Origin of the sequence: Vreelandella aquamarina (assembly GCF_044805175.1) — a bacterium.
GTDB lineage: Bacteria > Pseudomonadota > Gammaproteobacteria > Pseudomonadales > Halomonadaceae > Vreelandella > Vreelandella aquamarina_B.
Map to the genome: position 1 here is coordinate 1,631,991 of NZ_CP085232.1, position 24,272 is coordinate 1,656,262.

Annotated in this window: 17 protein-coding genes; 1 reads left to right on the forward strand and 16 read right to left on the reverse strand. The window is 58.1% G+C overall.

Annotation, left to right across the window (positions count from 1 at the left end; translation table 11 throughout):
- Window positions 1–4: 4 nt before the first annotated feature.
- The gene (locus LG300_RS07705; protein WP_404377804.1) at window positions 5–238 is read left to right on the forward strand and encodes a hypothetical protein; all 234 of its coding nucleotides are present in this window, start codon (window positions 5–7) and stop codon (window positions 236–238) included.
- Here the strand turns inward: LG300_RS07705 and LG300_RS07710 are convergent.
- From LG300_RS07710 to LG300_RS07785, 16 genes are all read right to left on the reverse strand, one after another.
- Complete coding sequence (locus LG300_RS07710) at window positions 235–8,355, reverse strand: LPD38 domain-containing protein (RefSeq protein WP_404377805.1); 8,121 nt, start codon at window positions 8,353–8,355, stop codon at window positions 235–237. The genes LG300_RS07705 and LG300_RS07710 overlap by 4 nt on opposite strands.
- Before the next feature lie 75 nt (window positions 8,356–8,430).
- Complete coding sequence (locus LG300_RS07715) at window positions 8,431–9,429, reverse strand: hypothetical protein (protein ID WP_404377806.1); 999 nt, start codon at window positions 9,427–9,429, stop codon at window positions 8,431–8,433.
- A gap of 1 nt (window position 9,430) precedes the next feature.
- The gene (locus tag LG300_RS07720) at window positions 9,431–10,030 is read right to left on the reverse strand and encodes a hypothetical protein (RefSeq protein WP_404377807.1); all 600 of its coding nucleotides are present in this window, start codon (window positions 10,028–10,030) and stop codon (window positions 9,431–9,433) included.
- 8 nt (window positions 10,031–10,038) lie between these two features.
- Window positions 10,039–11,142 (reverse strand): hypothetical protein, encoded by a 1,104-nt coding sequence (locus LG300_RS07725; protein WP_404377808.1) that lies wholly within the window; start codon window positions 11,140–11,142, stop codon window positions 10,039–10,041.
- Window positions 11,143–11,514 (reverse strand): hypothetical protein, encoded by a 372-nt coding sequence (locus LG300_RS07730; RefSeq protein WP_404377809.1) that lies wholly within the window; start codon window positions 11,512–11,514, stop codon window positions 11,143–11,145. It abuts the gene before it with no gap.
- 8 nt (window positions 11,515–11,522) lie between these two features.
- Window positions 11,523–12,638: a hypothetical protein gene (locus LG300_RS07735; RefSeq protein ID WP_404377810.1), complete on the reverse strand. Its 1,116-nt coding sequence runs from the start codon at window positions 12,636–12,638 to the stop codon at window positions 11,523–11,525.
- 70 nt (window positions 12,639–12,708) lie between these two features.
- A complete protein-coding gene (locus LG300_RS07740; RefSeq protein ID WP_404377812.1) occupies window positions 12,709–13,131 on the reverse strand; it encodes a hypothetical protein in 423 nt (140 codons plus the stop codon).
- A 3-nt stretch (window positions 13,132–13,134) separates the two neighbouring features.
- Window positions 13,135–14,259 (reverse strand): WD40 repeat domain-containing protein, encoded by a 1,125-nt coding sequence (locus LG300_RS07745; protein WP_404377813.1) that lies wholly within the window; start codon window positions 14,257–14,259, stop codon window positions 13,135–13,137.
- A 3-nt stretch (window positions 14,260–14,262) separates the two neighbouring features.
- Window positions 14,263–15,543 carry a hypothetical protein gene (locus LG300_RS07750; RefSeq protein ID WP_404377814.1) on the reverse strand — a complete coding sequence of 427 codons (1,281 nt, stop codon included), beginning with the start codon at window positions 15,541–15,543 and terminating at the stop codon, window positions 14,263–14,265.
- Complete coding sequence (locus LG300_RS07755; RefSeq protein ID WP_404377815.1) at window positions 15,543–16,937, reverse strand: hypothetical protein; 1,395 nt, start codon at window positions 16,935–16,937, stop codon at window positions 15,543–15,545. The genes LG300_RS07750 and LG300_RS07755 overlap by 1 nt, the downstream gene beginning before the upstream one ends.
- On the reverse strand, window positions 16,930–18,717 hold the full coding sequence (locus tag LG300_RS07760) for a hypothetical protein (protein WP_404377816.1): 1,788 nt from the start codon (window positions 18,715–18,717) through the stop codon (window positions 16,930–16,932). Before LG300_RS07760 ends, LG300_RS07755 begins: the two co-directional genes overlap by 8 nt.
- A complete protein-coding gene (locus LG300_RS07765; protein ID WP_404377817.1) occupies window positions 18,714–19,328 on the reverse strand; it encodes a hypothetical protein in 615 nt (204 codons plus the stop codon). Before LG300_RS07765 ends, LG300_RS07760 begins: the two co-directional genes overlap by 4 nt.
- 484 nt (window positions 19,329–19,812) lie before the next feature.
- The gene (locus LG300_RS07770) at window positions 19,813–20,805 is read right to left on the reverse strand and encodes a N4-gp56 family major capsid protein (protein WP_404377819.1); all 993 of its coding nucleotides are present in this window, start codon (window positions 20,803–20,805) and stop codon (window positions 19,813–19,815) included.
- A gap of 26 nt (window positions 20,806–20,831) precedes the next feature.
- Window positions 20,832–21,725, reverse strand: coding sequence for a hypothetical protein (locus tag LG300_RS07775; RefSeq protein WP_404377820.1), 894 nt, complete (start codon window positions 21,723–21,725; stop codon window positions 20,832–20,834).
- A gap of 83 nt (window positions 21,726–21,808) precedes the next feature.
- Window positions 21,809–22,012, reverse strand: coding sequence for a hypothetical protein (locus tag LG300_RS07780; protein ID WP_399841726.1), 204 nt, complete (start codon window positions 22,010–22,012; stop codon window positions 21,809–21,811).
- Window positions 22,005–24,272, reverse strand: a complete 2,268-nt coding sequence (locus tag LG300_RS07785; RefSeq protein WP_404377821.1) for a hypothetical protein — start codon at window positions 24,270–24,272, stop codon at window positions 22,005–22,007. The genes LG300_RS07780 and LG300_RS07785 overlap by 8 nt, the downstream gene beginning before the upstream one ends.

The window sequence follows — 24,272 nt, forward strand, 5'->3', positions numbered from 1 at the left end:
CGCAATGTCAGACGATCCGTGGTACATCGTGGCGTTTACCCTCGCGATGGGCTTTGGAATGATGGGCGGGTTTATCATGACGGTGGTGCCACGCGACTGGCAAAACCTGCAAGGCTGGCTACTGGTGAGCTATATCGGCATCCCTGCCTTTGTCATCATCATTGCCATTGCGGTCAATGCCCCCGGCTTACTGTTCGGGGGCTTGTTTGTGGCGGGCGTGTTGGCCATGAGCCGCTAGTTATTTGCCCTGGCGTCCAAGATTCGCTCTGCTTGCATACGCTGAATCTGCACCTTCATTGCTTGTAAGCGGTCTATCCGTTGCCGCTTGATCTCACCGTCCAAATTAGAGCGCTGAATAATCTCAATCCGCTGATTCAGCGTGCTCAAGCGTCGTTGGGCACGGTTGAGCGCTGGTCTTAACTGCAGCATTTCCCGTTTGCTTTCGGCGCGTTCAGCGGCTTCGGCCAGTCGGCCCAGCTCGCGCAGCTCCTTCACGTCTGAATAGGCGCGCCCAGCTTCCCGTAGCCCCTCATAAAACACGGTGCCATATCGGGTATACGGGTCCACATCGTTCAGGTTGGAGTAGAAACGGCGCATCGGCTGGTACTCATACCACCGCGTGGAGGGCGCATCCTCCCCCTGCAAGAGGCGTGTCACCGTATCGGTGCCGCCCAGCATCCAGGTACCCAGCGCGCCCAAGTACCCTTCTATTAAGTGATCCACTTGTACAGGCGATAATGCAGCAGGGTTGCTGTCTGGATCGCCAATAGCGCCTATCGTGCTGTTGAGCAGTTGGCTCAAGCCGGTGCCGAGTTTTGACGTGCTGTAGCGCTTACGCATCTCGGGTGAAAGGCGGTCCATACCCATGCTCTCAATCGGCCGGCCAGTGAAGCTATCCTTGTTGGCGTAGATATCCAGTGCAGGTTGAAGCATTTGCGGTACCGGGCTGAATGAAAACGTGTCAGTCATCATGTGGCCCATACGCTGTGCAAACAGCTTGCCCGTGGCTTCATCATTTACAAACTGCTCGGTAAAGCGTTCGGCCAGGGTGGCCAGCGCCCCCACTTCAAAGGGCTTCGGTATCACCATGTGGGCACTACCCGCGAAGATATGCCAGTAGGTGTCTTTCTCCCACTCTTCAAGCGCTTCGTAGCGCTCGTCATCGTAGTTATGCAGGTACAACGCCAGCGCGGCCATTGTCACAGCGCCTGTGACTGCCCAGAACCGCCCTGCCGCTTGCTTGTCGGTCACACTGGCCTTCTTGCCGCCGAATAGCTCGCGCAGAACGTTGGTGCCTGGTTTCATGCCTGAGCGATAGATTTTATCAAGGCCTTGAATGCGAGCATTCAGAAACGGCACGATATCGATCAGGATGCGTACAGCAGGCCATGCGCCGTGGGCACTGAAGTCAATCAGGTCGCGGGATTCAAACGCGGCTTTCAGGCCGCCTTTCTCCTGGTTCTGCGTAAAGATCGCGGCGCGGTTAGCGTTCTCTGCTGTGTTATTGATATCTCCCCACCAGTTCCAGAGAAACCTCACTGCATCAACAGGAGTAGCAATACTTCCCCAGCCGCTACCAGCTGAACCAATGACCTTGGCATTACGCATGCTTCGCGTCATCTGGGCGCGCAGCTCGTCAGGGTTGTTGCCGTACAGGTGGCCGAAGTTGAACGCTCCTCCACTGGCCATCATTTGTGCATGGGTTTTAGCGTCACGAAACGACTTCCAGCCCGTGAGCACGTTGGAAAGCGCATTCTTACTGACCTCGTTGGTGGCGGTGGCCTGGATGCTGTCGCGAATCAAGTTAGCTGCAACGAACTGAGGCGTGATCGTCACCGAGTTGGTGAATATCCGCTTGAAGCTCCGCATGATACGCATCATGGTACTGTTCATCCCCGCGTGGCTTAGCGAGGTGAGCGCCGTAAACACCAGTGGGTCATCGATTTCGTAAAAGACCTTTTGGCCGTCCTCAAGAATAAAGGTCGATGTTTTCGTGTTTCGATTGCTCTCTGGAACCCGCTCGGCCATGCCCAGCTCTTTGGCGTTTTCAATCGCCTGGGTGGCCGCCTGGTTCTTTAAGCTGGCATCCAGTAGATGATGGAAGTTCATCATCGTGTTTTGCAGCAGGTCGTTAAGGTTCTGAGTGCCGCCTTTCAGGCGCTTGTAAGCCTGCTGGCGTGATAGGCCGCTGGTGGCCATCTGCCCGCTGGGCGCGCCCTTCTCCTCGCTCAAGCGATAAAACGGCACGTAGAACTCTTCACTCCAAAGCTCACGCTGGCTTTTCTGCAGGCTCTCCACGTACTTATCGAAGTCGGAAAGCTGGCTGCCTTTCCGCTTTGCCATCAAGTCTCTGATTTCTTGCGTCGTGGCAGCCACGCGCTCTTCTGCCTGCTGCTTGGCCTCTGGCGTTTTTGCACTTTCTACCGCCTTCTGCTGGCGTTTCAGGCGTTCACGCAAGGGCTTACTGATATTGAACTCGTTGAGCGCAGCGTTGAAAGCATCACGCTCGGTCATACCTTTGCCAAGAATGCCGCTCTGCTCGGCAATGGCGAGCACGTCATCTCGGTACTGTTGGAACTCGGCAAACACTTTGGCGTATAGCTCGGCGCGGTTGCGGCCATCCTTCGTTTGCCCGCGGTTCCAGGTTTTCATGGCGTCGATATCGTCCATATCGAACAGGTTTTCGCGGCCTTGCTGGCGTAGCTTGTCGGCGCGATTGCCTGCAATCCAGCCCATGAAGCGTTGAATCTCGGCGGGCTCGCCCAGCTCTCCCAGCACGGCACCCAGCCCTTGGCTGCCATCTTCCTTGGGCGTGATGATGCGCTCGTTTTCGTCTAGCTGGATGCGACTGTTGTGCAGCAGCGTATGCAACGCACCGTTGGCCGCATTGCTCATACGAGCCAATACCCAGCCAGAACGGCGAATATCATCACCTTCGGTAAAGTCGGCGCCGTACAGCTTTTCGTCCATTTCTTTCAGTGCCGCGTAACGATCCACCATGCCTTGACGGATTTTAAGCATGGCGCGGTCGGTTTTTTCTTTGTACCACTCCAAGAGTCGGCGGCGCGGCGTGCGGTCACCGTGTTTGCTCGCTGCCTTGCGGTCTTTATCGGTGAAGTCCTCAAAGGCATCTTCAAAATTCACGCGCTGCTTGGCGCGTAAAGCATAAAGCTGATCATCGCTGCCCAGGTTTTCAGCCTGCCGCTTACGCAGGTAGTCGCGGCTGCGCTCACCTAGGGCTAGCGCATCGGTGTAGGTCCATGCCACAGAGGGGAATAAGCGGCGCAGCAGCTCGCGGATCTTTGCCACGGCGCGCTGCCACGCTTTCGGCCGGTGCCCTTTCTCTAGTAGGTGGGCCACCATTTCCTCGGCGATTCGGATGCGGTCTTGGCGATCGCTCTTGTCGAGGAAGGGATATAGCTCTTCAACTTCACGAAGCGCTTCGCGGCCTTCTTTGCTGTTGGGCAAGTTGCGGTAAAGGCTGAGCATCACGCTATCAAGGTCTTTGCCCAATACGGCGCGCATGCCTTTGTGACCAACAGCCTCATGAACAGCGGTGCTTATGGCCTGCTCTACGCTGTCCACGTTATCGGCAATCACGTACATATCATCGCCGACGAAAAGGCCTCGAACTCGTTGAGGGTCTACGCCCTGCATGTTCATTATGACAAGTGACTGCCACGGCAGCTCAGAAGCTGACTTAATGACTTTGGCACCTTCAAATTCTGGTATGTCGGCCAGGGCCTCTTCTATTGCTTCACGGCTTACCGGGCGGGCGTCACTTTGGCCGATGGCGTAGCGCTGATCGTCGGCGGGGAGGCTATTTAGGCGGGCGGCTTCTTCTGCTGCGCCGTTCGGGCCTGTCCTCTGGCTTATGGCCTGGCCGTCAGGGTTGATAACTTCGTAAAGGCTGTCATTCACCTTAGCAATACGGAAGTTACCTACCTCCTGATAGCTACGCACACTGCGCTGCTCGCCTGAGTAGCCAGTGTATTCCAGTGGCTGGTTGCGGCGCTTGAATGAGGTATTTTGCGGGGTAGAGGGATTATCAGACGCGTTAGGTGTTAGCGACGCAGCATTGCTTTCAGTTGGCTCACCTTGGGGCTGCTCGCGGATAGGGCTAATAGGCGCTTCTCGGCGGTCAGCATCTCTTCCCTGAGTGACGAAATCTCTGAACTCTTCAGCTTTTGTGGTGAGCCTAGAAATGTAGCGCGCTTCTGATTGGGTGAGCTGATCGTAGCCATATCCGAGTGTCTCAGTGAAGTCTGTTTCGATATCGCCGAACTTAGTTCTAACATCGGCCAACAGTGCAGGTTCTGGTGATAGTTTTGCTGAATACTGCTTACCGGTCAATGCTGACGCAAGAATAACGTTTCCACCGTTTTGCTCAATGTAGCCTTTGAGCGCGGCAAAAGTGCCGCCTTGAGTCAGCGTATCATCGACAATCAGGTAGTCCCGTCCACGTTGCACCTCACCCTCAAAGATGGGCTGAGCAAACAGCCGCCCTAGCCCATCCTTACTAGTCCGCTGCGGCCTATTTGCCTGAACGATGCTGTTATCAAGCGGCAGGTCGAGCGCTTCTGAAAGCAACGAGGCATAGGCGGATGGAATTTTGTTACGGCCCGCCTCCTCTTGTGCGCGAACTGGTGTGACTATCGGGCTTCGCCCTTGGAGCTGGTTGTAAATAGCCTGAACAGCGTCGCTATTCACTACCTGTTCAACGTAGCGCTGAGCCGCCTCGACGTCGCCAGCTTTAGCCAACTGGTAATTATCGCTTTCACGCTCCACTCCAAGACCGGCTTGGATGATCGCGTCTGGAAAATTGCTCATTGACGAGCGCGTGAAACTGGGCGGGGTGCTTTCCATTCGACTCCCTAGCAAGTCGCTCTGTCCGCGTGACACGGCAATGTCGGCAGGCCGGTTGCTGCCGCTGAGCACAAAGTCATCGGCTTCCCGGTCTGCCTGGGCGCGCTGTGCCTGCTCGCGTTGCTGGCTGGCCTCTGCCTCTTCGGCCTGCTGCTGGGCCTGCTCGCGCTCGGCTAGCTCTTGCTCGCTGTAGGTGTTGAGTAGCGGCTCGTCGTCTACTTCTTGGGTGGGTTCTGCTTGAGGCCGCTGGGTAGGTTCAGCTTGTCCTTGCCTTTCAGCTCCTTGTTCGCGTCGTTGAGCGCCTGGCTGAACATCCCTCTCAGGTGGTCGTTGTTGGGTACGCTGATTTTGATTTTGCCCTTGGAAGCCTGCATCGAAAATATCCTGGTTGGTGGTGTCGTCAGCAAATAGCGCGCCGTTGGCCTCGCCTTCTGCGCGGTTGCGTACTGCCCGACCAATATAGCCAAAGGCGGTGGTCATTGCCTGGCGGCTACGCATGTTGTTGTTAATGGCAATGGCGAGTAGCGCGGTGGTTTCCGGTACCGGATCGCTAAAGGCGTCGGTTTGGCGGGCAAGTTCACGCACGCTAATGCCTTCCTGGCGGGAGCGGCGCACTAGGCGCACAGCGTCGTTAATGGTGCCAATGGCGTCTAGCGCTTCACGGCTGCCGGTTTCGCGCGCTACTGCTAAATCAGCGGCGGCCGCCTGCAGTCCGGCGGCGAGGTTACGCATGTTCTCAGCCTGCTCGGTAACCATTTCCACCATATCGGGGTCTTGGTAGGCGGCAGCAAACACGGCGCGCTGCATCCGCTGGCCGAGTTCTGGCGTGGCTTGCCCATCTCGTGTGGTATAGCGGCTGGCCTCGTTGTTACCCAGGCGCTGCACGAAGCCGCGCTGAAAGCTGCGGTTGCTGGCTGCCAGCGGGTCGCCGCTTTCGTCCGGCGCCCATGCCTGCAGGTCAGCCGCGGTTAAACTGTCGGCGTCGGCTTGCGCCTGCTCGTAGGCGTTCATGCCGGCCACGGTGCTTTCATTAGCACGGCGGGCGAAGTCGGCGCGGTCTACGTTAGTGATGCGCTCTCGCACTAAGACCGGCTGTTGCATCTCGTCCACGGCGCCGGGGTCGATACCCTGGCGCTCCGCTTCGGCACGCACAAACTCGCGGTAGCGCTGGGCTTGCGGGCTGTTCTGGCTGTAAGCGGTGGTAATGGCCATGGTGCGGCCGTTGCCGGATTCCACCACGCCATCACTGCCAATGATCGGCGCACCGGTGCCAGCGTCGTTGCTGTTGCCTAAACGCTCCGGGTTTAGGCGAGCGGCGATGTTGCGGACCTGTACCTGGCTGTTCGCGTTGGTGCGGTCGCGGGGCTGCAGTTCCTGCGGGTAACGCTGGTTCACACGGCCATCGGGGGAATTGGAGGCGGTCAGCTCTGAGGCCTCTACCACACGGAAGCGGGTGCGAATCGGGGTGTTGTCGGGCAGATAGGTAGTTTGCCCACGGCCACGGGTGCGAGCCAGCTGCGCGGCACGCTCGGCGCTGGCTTGCTGCTGGGTGCGCTGGCCTTCCATTGCATTACGTGCGCCCGTATCGGTAAAACGTGCGCGCTCGAAAGGTTGGTCGAGGCCGGTGTTGGCGTTGCCTGCGGTGGGGCCATCACCGTAGATGATGCCGCTTTGTGGGAGGCGCGGCGCGGTGTCTTGGCGTAGGCGCTCAGGGCGGCGGAAGATCTCTCCGTCCAGCGTTTCGCCCTGGCGGTTGGGGCGCCCGGGTAGCGGGTCTGGCCCTAGGTATTCGCCGTCTAGGCCGGTGTTGCGAGCGGTGCCGTATTGACGCTCAAACGCGGCGCGGCGGGCTTGCTCCTCTGCCTCAACATCGCGGGTCGGGCCTTCGCCATAAATCACGTCATCACGGCCAATGCTACGGCGGTTGAGCGTGTCGGCCTGCTCCTGCTGAGTGCGCTGGCGGGCGTCAAACTGCTGGGGTGATTCGCCGCGAATGCTGTCACCGGTACCGGGGGGTAGCTGACCTTGGCGGCCTCGCAGTAAGCCCGCGATGGGTTGCGGCTGCTCTGGGTCGGTCAGCTCGCCTTCCATCGGTCGCTCGCGGGTGCCTGCGGTGCGTAGAGCGCTGCGAAGATCGTTGGCGATGTTCTCGGCGCGTTCCATGATGCGACCCGCTCGCTCAATCTCGCCTGCTTCTAGCGCCGCCTCTGCTCGCTTGATAATGCTATCCATATTGCGAAGGCGAGTTGAGCCCTCAAAGCTTGCGCCGCGTGCCAGTGCTTGCAAGTCGTCAGCATCTTGCAGGCCGCGCTGAATACGCAGCCCTACTTCGCTTGCTTGCTGTTGGCGTTGGGCGCGCACTTCAGGGGATTGCTCGGTGGTTTGTTGCTCACCCTGCGCCTGCTGCTCGGCGCCTAACCCTGCCGTAGCTTGGTCGAGGGCATCACCGCCTTGAGCAGCGGTTTGTTCGCGGGCTTGGGTAACACGATCTACCTGGGTGCGTGCTTGGTTACGCTCCAGTACGCCAGCAGGCGCGCCGACAACGCCACCCATTAGGCCACCTGCGGCAGCTTCGTCCACTAGCGCCTTAATATCCACATCGCCCAAGTTGGCTAATAGGGTTTCGCCGTTGTTCTCTACCCAGTAGTTGGCGTGCTGATTGATTAGCCCCTGCAGGCCTTCAGTGCTGGCCTCTGCCATTAAATTGGTGAGCGAGCCACGCCCAGCTGCACTGCGAGTAGTGCGGGCGGCTTTGCGTTGTAGATCTGCCAATACGCGGTCGCTGATCTCGCTGGCCGCTTGATCGGCAATGTCGCTCTTACCAGCGGCGCGCAGCAGGCGTAATGGCGTCACCGCGTCTAGCGAGCCTGCCAGTACACCATGGGCTAACGACACATCCAGGTCTTCGGTCTCGCCCATGAGGGCACCGGTTTCCATTCCAGTGGATGTGCCGATAGCACCCAGCGCCTGCCCTGCGCGCTTAGCGCCTTCCTTGGCAGTAGCGCCTGCCAGCGTGCGGGCAGTTAGCCCAACGGCAGCACCACCTACGCCACCACCTACAATGGATGCGGCCAACATCGGGAGCTGGTTACCTGCGGTATAGCGCGCCCAATTCCAGGCATCGCCCACGCTGCGAATATCGGTAAAGCCATAGCCTAGGTCGTTCTCTGCTGCCTCCTCCATGTTGTGGCTGTAGATATCACGGCCAGCCTCTAGCATGCCGGGACTTTCCAGCGCCTCGCCAGCAGCCATCAATAGGCCGCCGCCCATGGCTTGGAGTTGGTCAACACCTGCGGAGACGCCCGCCATAAAGCCGGGGCTGCTCTCTTGCTGGTTTGCTTGAGCATTGCCGCCGGTAACGAAGGCGTCGAACTCTTCGTCGTTAAAGTATTTGAACTCGGGGGATTGCCGGATAACGGCTTTTAGCTCTTCATCAGAGCGATTGCTGAGCGAGGGGTTTTTTTGACGGATTTCGTCTAACAGGGCCATGAGGCGTTGTCTCCCGACAAGGCTGGTAGGCGTAGCGCCACCGCTGGCGTGGATCAGCCTGCGATGAGCTACGGGTTACTGGTCAAGATTGAGCGGTACACCGGCTTCTTGCAAGCGAATTAGGCGCTCGGATAGCCAGCGCTTTTCATCTGCTGAAATATTCGGGTTTTGATCGAGCTCAAGAATCTGCTGCGCCACCTGCTGGGCTTCGGCAATGGCTTCTTGGCTTACTTCGCCGCGCCCTGCGGCCTGATTGACCTGAGCCAGCAAGCCGCCGCGTGTGGCGCCGCCCGCTGCTTCGCGCTCGATACGCTGTAGTATGGCATCCGCAGAGTCACGCGCTTGGCTGGCTTGGCGGCGCGCTTCATTGGCCTCTTGAGTGTTGCGGCGCTCTTCCTGCTGTTGGCGCACTTGGCCGGGGATAGAGTCGGGATCGGCTACTGGCGTTTCTTCTTGCCCACCACCCTCGCCCTGCATTAGCCGCTGATAGGGCGTCATGCCCTGCTGACCACCACCAATCAAGGCCTGCGCCTGCGCTTCCAATTGGCCTAGCGTGGTTTTTTCCTCTGGAGTTAATGGCATCCCTTCAGCCATTTTTTCACGCAGCGGTTTGGCCTGATTTTCAAGCATATCAAGCTGAGCTTTTTGACGACCTGTTAGTTCTGGGCTGCTAAGAGTCACGTCTTCTGGAGCATCGTATCGATCCCCCGACACCGGGTTAAACCACACAGGGTTGCCCTCGGCGTTCATGCCTTGCTGCAATAACCCCCACTGAGCACGACGGTCTCCGGCGGCAATTTGCGCGCCTGTACGACGATCGGCACCAGCTTCGCGCATTTGCGTCAGCGTTAAGTCATGCCCTCTATTCAGCTCGTTTTGTTCTGAGGTGAAGCCCTGCCCTGCCACACGCTCACTGGTGGTGAATTCCTGCCCAGCGATGCGCTCACTTTTGGCGAAGTTTTGGCGCATACGCAGAATCGCCTCGTCATGCATCTGCTTGATGCGGGTGCGGGCGTTGTCCTGCGCGGCTTCTGCCCCTCCAGATAATGCCGCGCCGATGAGTCCTAGTGCCATGTTATACGCCCTCCATCATGGGTTGTTGAGGCGGCTGCCCCTGCATAGTTTCGCGCTTGCCGTCCTGAATGGCCGTCACCATTTCGCTGTAGCGCTGCCGCTGGGCGTCGTTTAGCCCTTCGGCGGTTTTGCCGAAGATGCCAAGCCCAAGCATAAACGCGGCTTCGATGGCTTCATCTTCGCCAGGCTGCAGGCGGCCAATTTCCATCGCCATTTCGCCCACGGCTTTAGATAGCTCGATACCGGCGCGCACCATCACGTTCGGCGGCACAGTTTTGCCCTCCTGGGCAATCATATTGAACGTGGTCACCATCACGGTGCCGATCACCTGCCCCATGCGGCGGGTAATGTCGTCGCCCTGCTGGAGCATCTGTGCGGCTTGCTGCATTCCGTCGCCGTACAGGTAGCCCAACATGCCTTCTAGCAGCGCCTCAAATTGCGGGCCTGCCTCCTCTGGCGTGGCGTTTACGCGGGGGTCGTTGCCTTCTTGCGCTGGCTGCCCACTCTGCGGCGGCTGTTGCGGTGGCTGCCCCTGCATTGGCTGGCCTTGGGGGCCTTGTTGTGGTGCGGGCTGCATGCCCTGCTGTAGTAGTCCTGCCATGGTGCCTCCTAGGCGGTGCCAAAGAATTGCGCGGCGTAGTCGCTGTAACGGTCAAAGGGGTTGCGGTCGCTGTCCATCGCGTAATTGTCGATGCTGACGTAACCGCTTTTGGGTGTGGAGGGCGCAGACGCCACGGCACTGCTGGGTGCGTTCGACATGCCGCCCATGCTGTCACCTCCTGCCGCTGGGCCTTGCGGGCCTTCGGTGTTGGTGTTGGGGCCCATGGCTAGACCGCGTGCGGTGTTGCCTAGCGTTGCCGCCCCTAGCAGGCCTCCTAAAACAGCCCCCGGTACGCCAGCGACGCTCATGCCCGCTTTGGCACCAAAATTCCCACCGACCTTGCCACCTAACGTACCTGCTGCGGTGCCCACCGCTTGCTGGCCAAGCGCTGTGCCGTAGGAGCTATCGAGGCTGGTACCAAACGCATCGTTGATAGCGCCAATACTGGCCTGGGCGTTTTTAGCGGCGCTATGGGTGCTGATCGCTGTGCCTAATAGCCCAGCCACGGGGTTGGCGATGGTAGCCGCCAAGCTAAGCCCTTTTGTGAGCGCGCTTGGGCGTGCGGCAGCGTGGTGTGATTCGGGAATGCCCGCCATTTCTAGCGACTGCGTGTGCTGATCGCGGGTCATGGCGGCCGCTTGGGAAGCATTGGCAATCGCGCCGTTGCCGCCATAGGTAGCGTTGCCATAGCCCACGTTCTCCGGCCCTAGCTGGGTATCCGCTTGCGTGGCCCAGCCGCCAAATACGGCCTTCGCCTCCTTGGCGGCATCATCCATGCTCACCATTGCCGCCGTGCCGGTCATCGAGCTGCCTGCCTTCGCTTCGGGTGCAGCGCTCCGGGCGTCTAAGCTATCCCCGAACGTGTCTCCATAGCCGTTGCTGCTCGCGCCTGAACTTCCACCACCTCCGCCGCCTGTGCTGCCATCGGTGCTTGAATGGCCAGAACCGTATCCCTTGCCCGGTCCTACGGAGCCAATCTCAGAGCCGAGGTTGCCACCACGACCGCCGCCAGCATTCCCGCTGTTACCACTGCTGCTGCCGCCCGCAACACCGCCAGTATCAGCCTCGCCGCCAAAACCGCCGCCTTGCTCGCCTATGCCTCCGTAACCCATTTAATCCTCCTGGCCGATAATCAGCCCATTGGTCAGTAGGCCGCCTTTTGCCGTGGCGACGTGCGAACCGTAGCCCTCCATGCTGCCGGGCTTGATGCGACGAGCGGCGCGCTCACGCTCCCATTGCTCGCGGGCGAAGCGCTCCTGCTGGGCAAGCTGCTCCTTGCTCATTAGGTACTGGCCCACGCCACCGGCCACGCCTGCTAGCAGGTTGGTGGTGGTCGGGTTGGCCTCCATCCAATCAAATGCTTTGGTGGCATACTCAATGCCGGTATCCCACCAGTTGCTGCTTGCCGCCTGGCTACCAACGTCCACGGCGGCGCTCACCGCGTCACTGTTGAGCGCGGCGTCCAGGCCATCTAGTAAGTTCATACATCACCTTAGCGGTTGGGGAAAACGCCAGTATTGGCGAGGTAGGTAGGCAGTTGCTCATAGAGCGAGCGCTGGAAATTAATGTCGGTGTCGCGCATCGCTAGCACTTGCTCGATGAGTGTCACCTTATCTTCTTCTTCGATATCGGGGTTGGTCTGGATGCGTTCTAGCTGCGCGGAATACTGTCCTACAATATCGGTGAGGTTGTTGGCCATCACGCCCCAGGCATTCGCCGTGCTGGTGGCGTAGAGCTGGTTAAGGGTTTGACTGGCCTCTTGGGTCGAAAGCTGGCTGGAGAAACCGTAGTCCGCTTGCATGCGGCCCATGTCGAACTGATAGCCCTGCTCGTTTAAGGATAGCTGGTTGCGGTACTGCTGGTCATTCAGAAACGCTTGTTGCTGACGGCCTGCATTGGCCTGATTGTTTTGAAAATAGGTACTGGCATCTTGCTGCGCGAGCGGCGTAGCGCGGTCAATCATAGCGCCTTGTGACGCCTCGGCAGCCATGCTGCTGTTGAGCAGTCCGCGACTATTCGCTACCTGCATACCTTGCGTAGAGGCGCGCCGCATGAGAGGTGAGTTACTGTTGAGGATCTGGGCTAGCTGTTGTTGTGACGTTTGCTCGGGGGTTACCGTGGATTGTGGAGCTTGGCGCGCCACCTGCTGGCTAGGAGTTGGCGTACTGACCTCTGCATAGGGGTTTACGCCCTCCTCCCTGCCGTATCTATTATAGTGGTCCTGGGCGCTCAGGCCATTATCTGCAAAGGCGCCCTTTACTTGCCCCACCGTCCAGTCGCTCCGCCCCTGATAGTTAGTCTGGTTAAGTTGAGCCACTTTATTGTTGTAATACGTAGTGTCATCGAAGCGCTTATTACCGGTGGTGCTGATCGAAGAACGAGACGAGATGTTAGTAGTGGATGGTCGGCTAGAATTTATCGCGCGTGAAGAAGTTGGCGATACCCCCTCTGCCTTACCATACTTATTGTAATGGTCTTTGGCGCTCAGGCCTTTATCTGCAAAGGCTTTCTTAACATCACTGACAGACCAGCTTTTCTTGCCTTGGTAGCCGGTTTCATTAAGTTGCTTTGCTTTGTTGGCGTAATACGCGCTTTCATCAAATGCCATAGGAAGCCTCCCGGCTTGCTGGATACAAAAAAAGCGCTCTAGGCGCTATGGTAGTGGGTGTGGTGACGGCTTACCCATTCAAAATCTCCGCTGCCCGCCCCTCGGCAATCAACCCTTGGCTCTCTAAATACTGCACGCCTTCAACGACTGCTTCTTCCTCAATATCAACGTATTCAGCCGCCGCTAAGTCATCAAAGAACACGCGCACCATGGCATTAGTCTCGCGAGCGTTTTCCAGGGCCACTTTCTCAGCCGTAGTGAACCGGTTACGGAACTCCAGGCGAGTGAGCTTCGTTACACGCGGCGGCACACGTTGCGGCGGCGTCGGGTATTCGTCTCGCGTGAACCACTTGTTCCCATCCCAGATAGCAAAGCCATCCGTCTCGGGCGGCGGCGTCATAATACTGTTAGGGAATATAGGGTCTTTCGGCCCAATCTCCACGGTTTTTCCCGTGAACACGCGGTTATGGTCTACTTTATAAATCGTCGGCATGGCTTACTCCTCCGCCTGAATGAGTACGGGATAGTCGATGTTGATGCCTTTCTGCATCGGGATTTTGGGGACGTGGAAATAGCCGGTGGGCGCGTCCTGGGTGACGTTAATTGCAGTCACGCACGGGCTTGAGCCGTGCGCTGCTATCAGATATTGATTGTTAGGACTGAACGAAACCCCTCTAGCTACCCCCTGTATGGAAGGAATATTGTTCACTACTGACCAGTCGCTGGTTCTTATAACCGTTAAGTAGGGGGTGACATAATGACCCACCGCCAAGTATTCGCCGTTAGGACTAAAATCACACGCAAAAGCATTGCTTGGGAGTGAAGGCGTACCGCTAACAACAGACCAGTCACTGGTGCGAATAACTGTCAGATAAGGACTAGATTGAGATGCCACCGCTAAGTAATCGTCTTTTGGACTAAATGAGGCTTGATCAGCGTTGTTACCGACAGTAGGTAATCCACTTACCTCGACCCACCCGCTGGTGTCTATAATTGATATATTGGCCGTACCCAGTTTCGTTATACATAGGTACCTCCCTTGGTTACTAAATGAAACACCAAAAGCAATCCCGGATGGTACAGGGAGTCCGCTCACCACAGACCAATTACTAACACGCAGTAACGTAAGACCGGAGTAATGTGCTGTGGCCAAATACTGCCCGTCAGGACTAAAAGCGACCCCTCTACCTAAGCCTGGTAGTGCAGGTGTGTCAGGAACAACAGTCCAATCGCTGGTGTGAACTACAGTTAGATATGGGCTGCTAGAGTGAGCTAAAGCAAGGTACTTACCATCAGGGCTAAAACAAACTCCGTAACCAACTCCAGCTAGCGTCGGGGTTCCGCTCACTATAGACCAGTCGCTTGTACGCAGCACAAAAAAATAGGAACTATTAGAATGGACTACCGCTAAATACTGCCCGTCAGGGCTAAATGCCGACCCATAACTGACAGTGGCTATAGTTGAGATACCACTCACCGTACTCTGAAAGTCAATATTAGTCCCCGGTACCCGTTCACAGATTGCCGCCAACTCAGGATACTCAGCAATCGGATACGCATTCCCCAGGCAAGGCAGACGCTTCTCGTCGTTCAGGTCGTTATAAATAATATCACCGATCATAGGTTACTCCGCCTTGATCAAGGGTTGCGCGAAGACGTTGCCGTGCTGCTTGGCCGGCACGCGGGGCAGGAAGGTGTAGCCATCGGGGGCGAGAAGAGCTGCCGGGGCGGCATTAAAATATGGAGGCGCATTGAATGTAAGGCACAGATGACTTCCGCTTGGGGAAAATCCGGCTGCATAGCACCCCTGATACAGTGAGGGCCAGGTAGCTGACACCGACCAAAAAGCGGTATCTATCACCGTCAGGTAGGGACTCCAGTTATGCCCTACTGCCAAATATTGCCCGTCAAGGCTAAAACGAACACTCAGACCTTCATCTTCTACAATGGGTGTACCATTTACTAGCGTCCAGTCACTGGTGTAGAACACCTCTAAACAAGGGGCCACTTCACCTCCTACAGCGAGGTATTTACCATCCGGACTGAAAGCCAGACTATTGCTGCGTCCCGATAGTGTGGGCGTACCTTCTAGCACAGACCAGGTTTGTGTATCAATGACTTTAATGTAGGGGGAATCATAGTAAAGCGCGGCTAAGTACTTACCGTCCGAGCTGATTGCAACCCCTAAGCCGACATTCGGTAAGCTAGGGGTTCCGGTCATTATTGACCAGGTACTGGTTTCTATAATTGTAAGGTGCGGGCTACCTCTATGAGCTACAGCTACAAAATCCCCATTCGGACTATACACAACACCCCCTTTATTGTTGCTATAAGGGAGGGTAGGTGTCCCACTCAGTACAGTCCAATCGGCGGTTTTGATGATCGTCATATAAGGAGAGTACTCGTGAGTTACTACCAAGTATTCTCCGTCAGGACTAAAGGCCGCACTAACCCCTGTTCCAGGTAAGACAGGCGTTCCCGCCACTGTTGACCAATCGCTTGTATCAATCACTGTTAAGCAGGGAGCCCCATAATGGGGTATAGCGATATAGCGCCCGTCAGGACTATAAACCACCTCATAACCGAGATTTGGTAGGCTTGGGGTACCACTAACAAAGGGTTGCGTGAAGTCGTAATCCTTATTCACATATCTTAATAGTGGCGCTAGGTCGGGATATGCACTCTTGTCAATCAGGCTGCCGTCACACTTCAAGTAGCCTGGCGCGGCTTCATCCAGACGGTGATCGACAATCGTGCCTACCACCTCGTTACCAGCAGGCAGATCAGCGATCTCTTGCGGGTAGGTAGAGAACACATCACTGGGCGCCGCGCCGCGATCAATCAATGCCTGCTTGATAGCGTTTTTAGTGTTCAACGTATGTTGAAGCTTATCCGCGATAGCCATCAGACTACCTCCCCGTTAATAGCATCTAAGATAGAGCCGATGTCGCCGATCTTGGTGTCTATTTCAGCCTGGGTGTATAAGGCAGGCTTCCCACTAACATCCCCCCAGCTAACCCCATCAATCGTGGCATACGCATTTTCCCACGCGGTGCCCGTCCATTGCCGCATACCCTCATCGCCGGTCACGGTGCTGTAGTACAGCGCGCCCACTATCAGCGGATCGCCTTGATTGTCGGTGGTGGGCGGGATTTCAAACGACCCCAAATAGCGACGTAGAAACTCTTCAAGCGTGGCGGCGGCGTTGCTTTCGCTTTGGCCTGCGGCCTGGGCAGACTGGGCGGCGGCGGCGCGGTCTTCGCCGGTTTGCTGCCGGTCGGCGGCAGTCTGTTGAGCCTTTTCGGTGGCGGTTTGAGCTGCACCCTCAGCGGCTTGTCGATCCTGCCCCGTAGCAACACGGTCTTGCCCCGTCGCTACTCTGTCTTGCCCGGTTTGCACTACGTCGGCGGCGGTATTCAGCGCATCCTGCCCGGTTTGCTCGGCTTTCGTAGCGGCAGTGCCAGCGCTTGCGGACGCGGCAGAGGCGCTGGCAGATGATTTAAGTGCATGGTGCTTGGCTGAATATTGACCAGCCTCGACCTCAGTGTTTTCGGGGGTTTCGGCCCATGCCCGCGACTTATCGCGGGCTGTGGCGCTTTGTCCTGCCGAAGCGCTTGAGGCGCTGGCACTGGCAGCGGATTTAATGGCGTGATGCTTGGCGGAAAACTGGCCTGATTCTACGGCGGTATTTTCGTTCTCTTCTGCCCACTGTTGGGCTTTGTTACGTGCTGTAGCGCTTTGGCTTGCCGAAGTGGAAGATTCCCCTGCTTTGGTGGTGGCAGTGGTGGCCGCCGCTTGCGCGGCGTTTTTAATCGTGGTTGTTTCACTGACGGCATCGTCTTTGATCTGCTGGGTTTCAGCCTTTAGCTGCTCCACATCCTCAATATTAATAGCTAGCTCAACACGCCCCGCCGTAATATCGGTGCTGAGCGCAGCAGCGCTAGTGTGGCGGGTCGCGGTGACATAGATATTCTTGGTGGCCGGGTCTCGGAACACGTCATTGACGAAGTATTCCGTCGCGGTTGTCCAGTCACCTCGCCAATTAAAACCAGTCAGCAGCGTTAGGTTGCCATCGGCATCAAAGCCGACCACGCGGCGGCGGCGCAGTAGCGGGCTAGCGTTGAGTTCTTGGCTTGTTTCAGACGCGGGAAGCTTGAGGCTACGATCAATATCCACCTCTGCTTGCTCAAAGCCAGCGGCCACTTGGTCGAGCTTGGCGTCTACCTCATCGGCACGGGCGGTTGTGCCTGGCTGGAAGCGCTGCGCGCCATCGCTGTTGTCGTAATATCGGCTAGCCACGGCGTAACCTCCTGTCGCTGTAAGTCAGGTCATATCCCAGAATTTCATGGGGTGGGCTAATGCTGCTGGAGTAGATGGCAAAGTTGATTGACGTGCCGCTGCCGGTAATGTCGTGGGCTTCCTGGCCGACGACCGGCGCCGACCATGCAAACTCATTCCAGCGGGCCACGTCCCATAGGCCACCGCCTAGCAGGAAGCTGAGCGTTTGGCGTAGGTGCGGTGCGCTTTCAATGCCGCCAAAATCGAAGTCGGGCCGAAAGGTGATGTCAGCATTGGAGCCGGAGCGCACGTCCCAGAACACGCGCCTAAAGCGTTTTCGCTCAGCGGGCTTGCGTAGGTCGGTATAGGCCAGCGTCAGAAATGCAGAGATGGGGCTTCCTGCAAAGCTGTCGGCGTTATTGCCCAGGCGGTACACCTGGCCGTTAGCGTCACCAAACAGCACCACTTCCTCGCCGCTATCCAGCTCTCCGCTATGCGCGACGACCGGCGCATCAGGAAACAGCACGGTCGTTGCCCCGGTCGGACTCATGTACACGCCGGAGCCGTCATCGAAGAACACGCGGTACTGTGCACGACGTTTGCTAATCACGCTGCACACCACGCGATCCGCCCAGCCATCCTCGGTAAACAGCGGCTCTAGCATGGCTCCCGCCTGTAGCGGCTGGAAGTCACCAAACTGGTCGGTCGCCTGCAGGTTGGTAATGCCACGCTCGGCAATGAAGTAAGGCTGCAGTAGGTTTTGGGCGCTGTAGGGCTTTGCGCCACTGTTAGGAATCGTGATCTTTAGCTGCCAATCGGCCGTGCTTGATCCGTACAGCGTTTTAATACTGTCGCGGCATAAGATGTGGAGCGTACCGCCGCGCCCGTTAAGCAGGCCGGTGATAGGTTGCCCGACCCCTATTTCCCCTGCCCCCCCAACGGCAGCGTTCCAGCTATTGGGCTTACCAATCGAAGAGTGCTGCAGGCTACCTGAAGGAAAGCCGATAAAGAGGTGGTTGGCGTGCAAGGCAATAAACTGCGCGCCGCTTTGAGCAGCGGATAACTCATAGAACGGGCTTGCCAGCTCAGGTATGGCTAGCTCTGTTTCCGGCTCGCTACCTACCGTAAACCGAACATAGCCAATGCTATTAGGTGTTTGGTCCGATAGGTCGATCTCGGCTTGCGTAGTGTCGTCGCCATTGCCGGTTTTGTCGGTACCAGTGGTCAACGATGCGTCAGCCTTATCAAACACGCCCAGGCCGGTAATGTTGCGACCCTTGGTGTCGGAAATGATCATCTTATCGTTAGAGGCGATATACACCACGCCAGCAGGCAGATTACCGCGTAGCGCCGATACCACGCCGAGAATGCTTTGGTACTCCACGGACTCGCCTGGACTAGCCAATAGCTGAAACGGCTTGCCTCCACCGACGCCATACAGCGCTCGGCCTTTTTCGGTCGCGGTCAGGTTGCCTTCCACAAACTCATAGCGGCCGTTGTGGCAAGCGCCCACGCTGTCCCAAGTATTGGTGTCGCTGTTGTAGCGGTAGAGCGTGGCCGCGTCTGCGCCGGTGTCTTTTCGCACGGCATAGTAGCGATCAGCAAATGTCACTACGCCTAGCAGTGGGCCTTCCCCCGGCACCACTGGCCCTACGGCGGCATAGCCTGCAATGCGGCGATAGCCTCCGCTCACCGGGCACTCGTAGTTGACGGCATAAAGGCATTGGCCGGGCTTCATTTGCCGAGGCGGTGTGACAAGATCAATGCCGCCGCCGAGGGGGGTGTAAGCGCTGCTGCTCATGCCAGTGCCTCGCCGGTGTTAATTGGGGGCAACTCGGTGGCGGCCACGCGCATCATCACTTCCCGGTAATTGGCGTTCGCCTGCTGCACGACTTCGGGGGCGTTCTCGTAAAGCCCGTACTGCAACATGGCGCGGTAAACAATCGCCATGTGATAGCGCGGCGGCATACGCGGCACATCGTTGTTGTTCTCCAATTCCTGCGGAGTGCGCCAGTATTCAAACTGCAGCGCGCCAGAGGTGGCAGGCGCGGCGTTAAGGTGAAGCACGCCATCCGGCGCAATCGCCGTGCATGTAAAGTGGTCGTTAGCGGCATAGCGCAGCTCTTCCCACGGCAAGACGCGAATCACTTGGCTGCCGAAACGCAGGGTATCCGCTGCCCAGGCTTCAAAGTCCTCGGGCAGCGGGTATTGGGTGTCCTCGGTGTTTAGATCCACCTGCCCAAGCGACCAATCAAACCGCCAGCGGCGTTCTAGCTGAATTTCCCGCCACGCAGTTTGCACCCAGCCGATCAGGCGTGCGTATTCCCCAGACTGACCGGCCACGTTGGCAGGGCCGTTCCCGGCTGCGCCAACTTCTTGGCGTAGCCGTTGGCACAATTCCAGGAACGTCATGGCTTACTCCACTTCGCGCACGATCTGGAAGGGGTAAGCCAAGACTTCGGTGCGGCTCATATCCTTGGGGTCGTACTCGTAGCGGTTGGCGTTTTTCAGTACCTCGACCACGGATTCAGGCACGATGACGTTTTTGCCGCGCTGAATGGCCCACATCTTGCCGTTCACGCCCACGGGCACCGGCTGTTTATCCTTGCCATCGGTTTGAATGATGATCTCAAAGCGCTTTTCTTTGGTGCTTTCAGCGGTGCTTGGTGCCGTATTCAGCTCTGGCGCTGGCGGCTCGCCTAGTGCTTCACGCAGCTTGTTGCGCAGCGTGTCGTCGCTGGCGTTGTGTGCAAACTTAACGCCCAGGTCGTTGGCGGTTTGCTCCAGCGTGGCGCGGTCCATGGTGTTGACGTTGACTTCTGACATTGCGGTTACCTCACGGTAAGCGGAAATAAAAAGCCCCAGCGGATGCCGGGGCTTGAGGGGTGGTTAGGGGTTACGCCAGCTCGGAAGCAGCGACTTCCAATCGGGCCAGCCATGCTTCGTTAAGCACCTTGGCCACGAAGTAGGTTTTCCAGCCTACGGAGCCACGCTGGCCGAGCGGATCGCCGCCACGCGGGGTATCCGGGTTCAGCACCTTGGGCGTGACCGCGTTCTTGCCTTTCAGCGGCACCAGTCCGTAGGACTCCTTGGCGATGTACACTACGGGGTATACGTCTGCGTTGGTGCCAGTGGTAGACACCATGCTGCCTGCAGTGCCGCCCGCGTCGGCGAACTTGTCCAGCACCGGGGAAAGCGCGTAGCGCACGTCCTCGACCTTACCGATCTCATACGGTAGCGCCTTCATGCTGCCGTACTTCTCGGTGGGCACGAAGCCGACCATATCCCGAATATCCGCTTCGAGGTCGGTGTGTGCGAACGCGATAAACGCTGCATCAACCGGCTCGGTGGAGTAGTTCGGAGAGCCGCCCACCATGCTGGTGACTTTCTTGGCGCGCTGGGCTTTCAGTGCGCGAGTGATAGCGCGCTGCTTAGCCAGGCTGATCTTGGTGTTCACCGCTGAACGGCTGGAACCGTTGGCGTAGAACACGTTGGTGCCTGCGCGAATGGCGCCCCAGGTCTGCACCTCGACGGTTTCCGCTGCTTGCTCGCCGCACAGCATGGAAGCGTCAGACAGCACCGGGTCTTCGGCCAGGTCATTGACCACATCGGTGATTTCAACCCAGGCGCCCCACTGCTTGAGCTGCACTTCCACGTCCTCGTACTGCATCTGTTGCGCAGTCGGGGTGACGCCTTCGGCCAGCGGGGTGTCAGGGATGTTGAACGGCACCGGGCGGCGGAACTTCACCGTATCGGCTTTGTTCTTGGGCATCGGCTTAGATTGGCCGAATTTGGACAGCACCAGAATAGGCTCGGCGTGAGCCAGCATTTCAGCGGCGGCCCAGGCAGCGGTACGCTGCGAGATAGAGCCATAGGTAGTAGTAGCCATTGCGTGTTACCTCACGGTAAGAAGGATTAGCGTTGCCGCGCTTTTTTGGCGGCGTAGTGTTCAAAGGCGGCATCGAAGTCGTCTGGCGTACCCCGTTGTTGAGCGGCCCCTCGGCGGCTCACGGTCTGGGCGTTCGCTAGTCGGCTCTGCCGTTTGTCGTGCTGAGTGGCACGGCTGTTATCGCCCGGCATGTTGCCCTTGTAGAAGTCGAGGAGCGCGGATGCGTCATCGGCGCTTTCGCTTCCTGCAAGCTGCTGGATAGCCGGGTTCTGGTTTTGCAGCCATGACTGGAACTCAGGGGCATTGACCACATCACGCCAATCGCTATGCCGGCTTTCGAGGCGGGCGTATTCCGATTGAAGCTGCTGTTCATGCGCCTGTTGCTGGATGGGCTGCACTGCAGATTGCAGCTGCTGGAGCTGCTTTTCTAACTGCGCCTGCCGCTGCTGGTCTGCTTTCAGACGAGCCTCGAAGGCGCGGGCCATGTCGGGAAAGTCCTCCTTAAAAGCGTCCCAATCGTCGCTACCCATCTCTTGGGCGGCTTCGTCGCGGCGCTCGTCGTCGGATTTTTCACGACCATCGGCGTGCTGGGTATGCTGCTGGCGTTGCTGTAGTTGCTGCTGCAGCTCGTTGATCTGTCGTTGGTACGCGCCCAGGCGGCCGCGCTGGCTGGCCTCAGAGTGCTTGAGCTTCTGGTTCTCCTGCTCAAGCGCGCTCAGGCGTTCGTTAATGTCCGGCTCAGGCTGGGCGGCTTCTTCTTCCTCGCCCTCTGGTTCCGGCTCTTGCTCTGGCTCCTGGTCGCGGTGGTACTCGTCGCGCTCATCGGGTGCCTTGGTCTTTCCGGCATACTCGTCAAACGCGCTGTCGAAGTCGTCTTGAGTATCCTGCGGCTTATCAAGCGGCTGGTTCTCGGTGCTCATGTAGCGGTTCTCCCGAACGGCTGTGGCGTCTCACGACGCGGTTGGCCTGCGTGCAGGCAATAAAAAACCCGCGCGGCGGCAGGTTAGTAATCGGTATCAGGTAGCGGCTCTCGCGTGGGCGTGTCGTCCGCGTTAGCAATCAGGTCATCAATGACGCGAATCTCCCCGCGCAGCTTGTCGTCGTTGGGGCTGCCGTTAATCAGCGACTCAACGCACTGCTGGCGGCGATCCTGCAGCCATTGGGTCACGGCTTGCCAAGTGCCTGAGTGGCGGTCGAGGTTATCCATAGGAATCGTACCCTTGAGCCATGTTGTCACGGCGCGCCATACGGTCGTTCTGCCGCTCGGTAAGCTCGGCGGCTTTCACGTCACGCTGGTTCTGTAGTTGCGCAGCCGTTTTCTGCATTTCCATCTCAAGCCTCTGGCTGTCTAGGCCTAACTTGGCCTCCAGCTGCGCCATAGTCATGTTGTACTTAATGGCCATCTCTTGGCGGGCAATCTCTTGGTCGCTTTGAAGCTGCGCAGCCTTGTACTGCTGATCAAACTGCTGTTGCTGGGACTTTAACTGTATTTCCTGCTGTTTAAGCTGTAGCTCCTGCATCTTGATCTGTAGCTCGGGCGGTGGGCCTTCCTGCCCCTGGTTCTGCTGCCGCTGCTCCACTTCCTCATCGGTGTATGTCACGGTATCCACCGGCACCTGGAGCGTTCGCAGGATTTCTTTATAAAGCCCCTGCCAGTTTGTCAGCTCAGCAAAGATGGGGTTATTGGCCGCCACTTGAGACAGCATCATCAGCTTCTCTTGCTGCTCCTCGCGGGCAATCAAAACGCTGGTACCCTTGGCAACCACATCAAAGTCACCCTTAATCTCGGCGCGGTCGGTGTACATCATGTGGTAGTCGTAGAAGCGGCGAACGGTCGGCACGCTAATACCGTCATCGAAGTTCTTCACGGCTGAGCGCAGCACGATGTTGGAGTTATTCATCAACATCTGCATGCCGGTGGCCGTTCTGGCACCGGGACCGCCGCTCATGCCCTCGCCCTGCAGTAGCACCGGCAGGTTGGTTTCAGTGTCGGCCAGTTCTTGTGCCATGTTGAAGATGGCGGCCATATCGGCTTGGTTGTTCTGGATTTGCACCGACAGGAACGCTTGATCGATGGGCGCATCGCCGGTGTATTCCCACACCTTATTGCTGCGTATCGTCCAGTCGCCGTCCTTCGGCTGTACGGCGCGCTTGTTGACCACGATCTGCGGGCCTGCAGACAGCCCAGCGTTGTCCATCATCATGCGCCACGCAGCGTTGACCACCTTCTGCGGCTGCCGCATCAGGTACGGCACACCAAAGCCGAAGATGGTGGAGCTATCCTCCTCCCAGTTGAATACCGAATAAGGCAGGTCGTCGGTTTCCAGCGGGTTCAGAGCGGCTTTGATAACGTGATTGCCCACCATCAGCACGCAGCCGGTGTATTCCACTAACGGGTCATCGTCTACGTCGCAGCCACACGCTTCCAGCTCCTCCTTGTCCAGCGGCCCCCAATACTCCCATAGCTCGTAGCGGGCATCGCTCACCACGGTATCCACGCCGGTAATGGCGCGCATCTCGTCGCGGCGGTCGTGGGAAATATGGTGGCCGTCTTTATCTTCCAGCGCTCGGCGCAGCTGGGGCAGCATCACGCCGGGCAGGTCGGCCAGGTCGCGCAGCTGCTTACGGTTGAGCAACTTGCGCTCGAACACGAACTCGGCCTCGCTCATCTTGGCCGCTGACATATCAGGGAAGAAGTCCCAGGGGTCTACACGCTCGACCGCTGGCCGGAACTCCTCTTGAATCTCCATCACGCTCTGGCCAGTGCTCGGGTCGGTCGTCCAGGCGCGGCGAGTGCGGTTCACGATGGCCGGGCCTTTCAGAATACCGGTACCCAAGATGCATGCGTCCTCGATCACGTCGCGGGTATGGGCGTTGTAGCGGCTCTCCGCGAAGTCGTCCTCGATCTGCTGCTGCATTTGCCGTGCCGCTTCGTCGGCAATCGCCTGCGGGTCGGGCTGCTCTGGCTGCGACGGCGGCATGCCCTGCTCTGGCATCATGCCGGGCTGGCCTTGCATTTCCGGCGGCATGCCTTGTGGCATCATCCCCGGCTGCTGTGCGTCCGCCTGCATCATGCCCTGCTGCTTGCTCATCGCCGGCACGGGCGTGGGCTTAATGCCGAAATTGGTGTCGTCGTTGGGCAGCAACATATCGCTGAGCCGCGCAATCGCTGCCCGCGTCTTGTTGCGCGTGATATTGACGAACACCTGGCTGCCGCCCTTCTCGCGCATCCGGGCAAGCTGATCTTCGGTGTACTTGCCGTTGTACTGACGTAAATCTTCCAGCCAGCGGGTTTCGATCTGCTCTTTAGCGGCTACCTGCTCATGGGCCAAGCGGTGCAGCTTGGTGCCCAGCATGTTTAGCTCTTCTTCCTGCTGCTGGCGTAGCGCCTCGCGCTCGTCGGCGTCTAGCTCAACGGGCGCTGTGTCTTGCTCGTCTGCCCTCTCGGCAGTCGCTGGGTTTCGCAT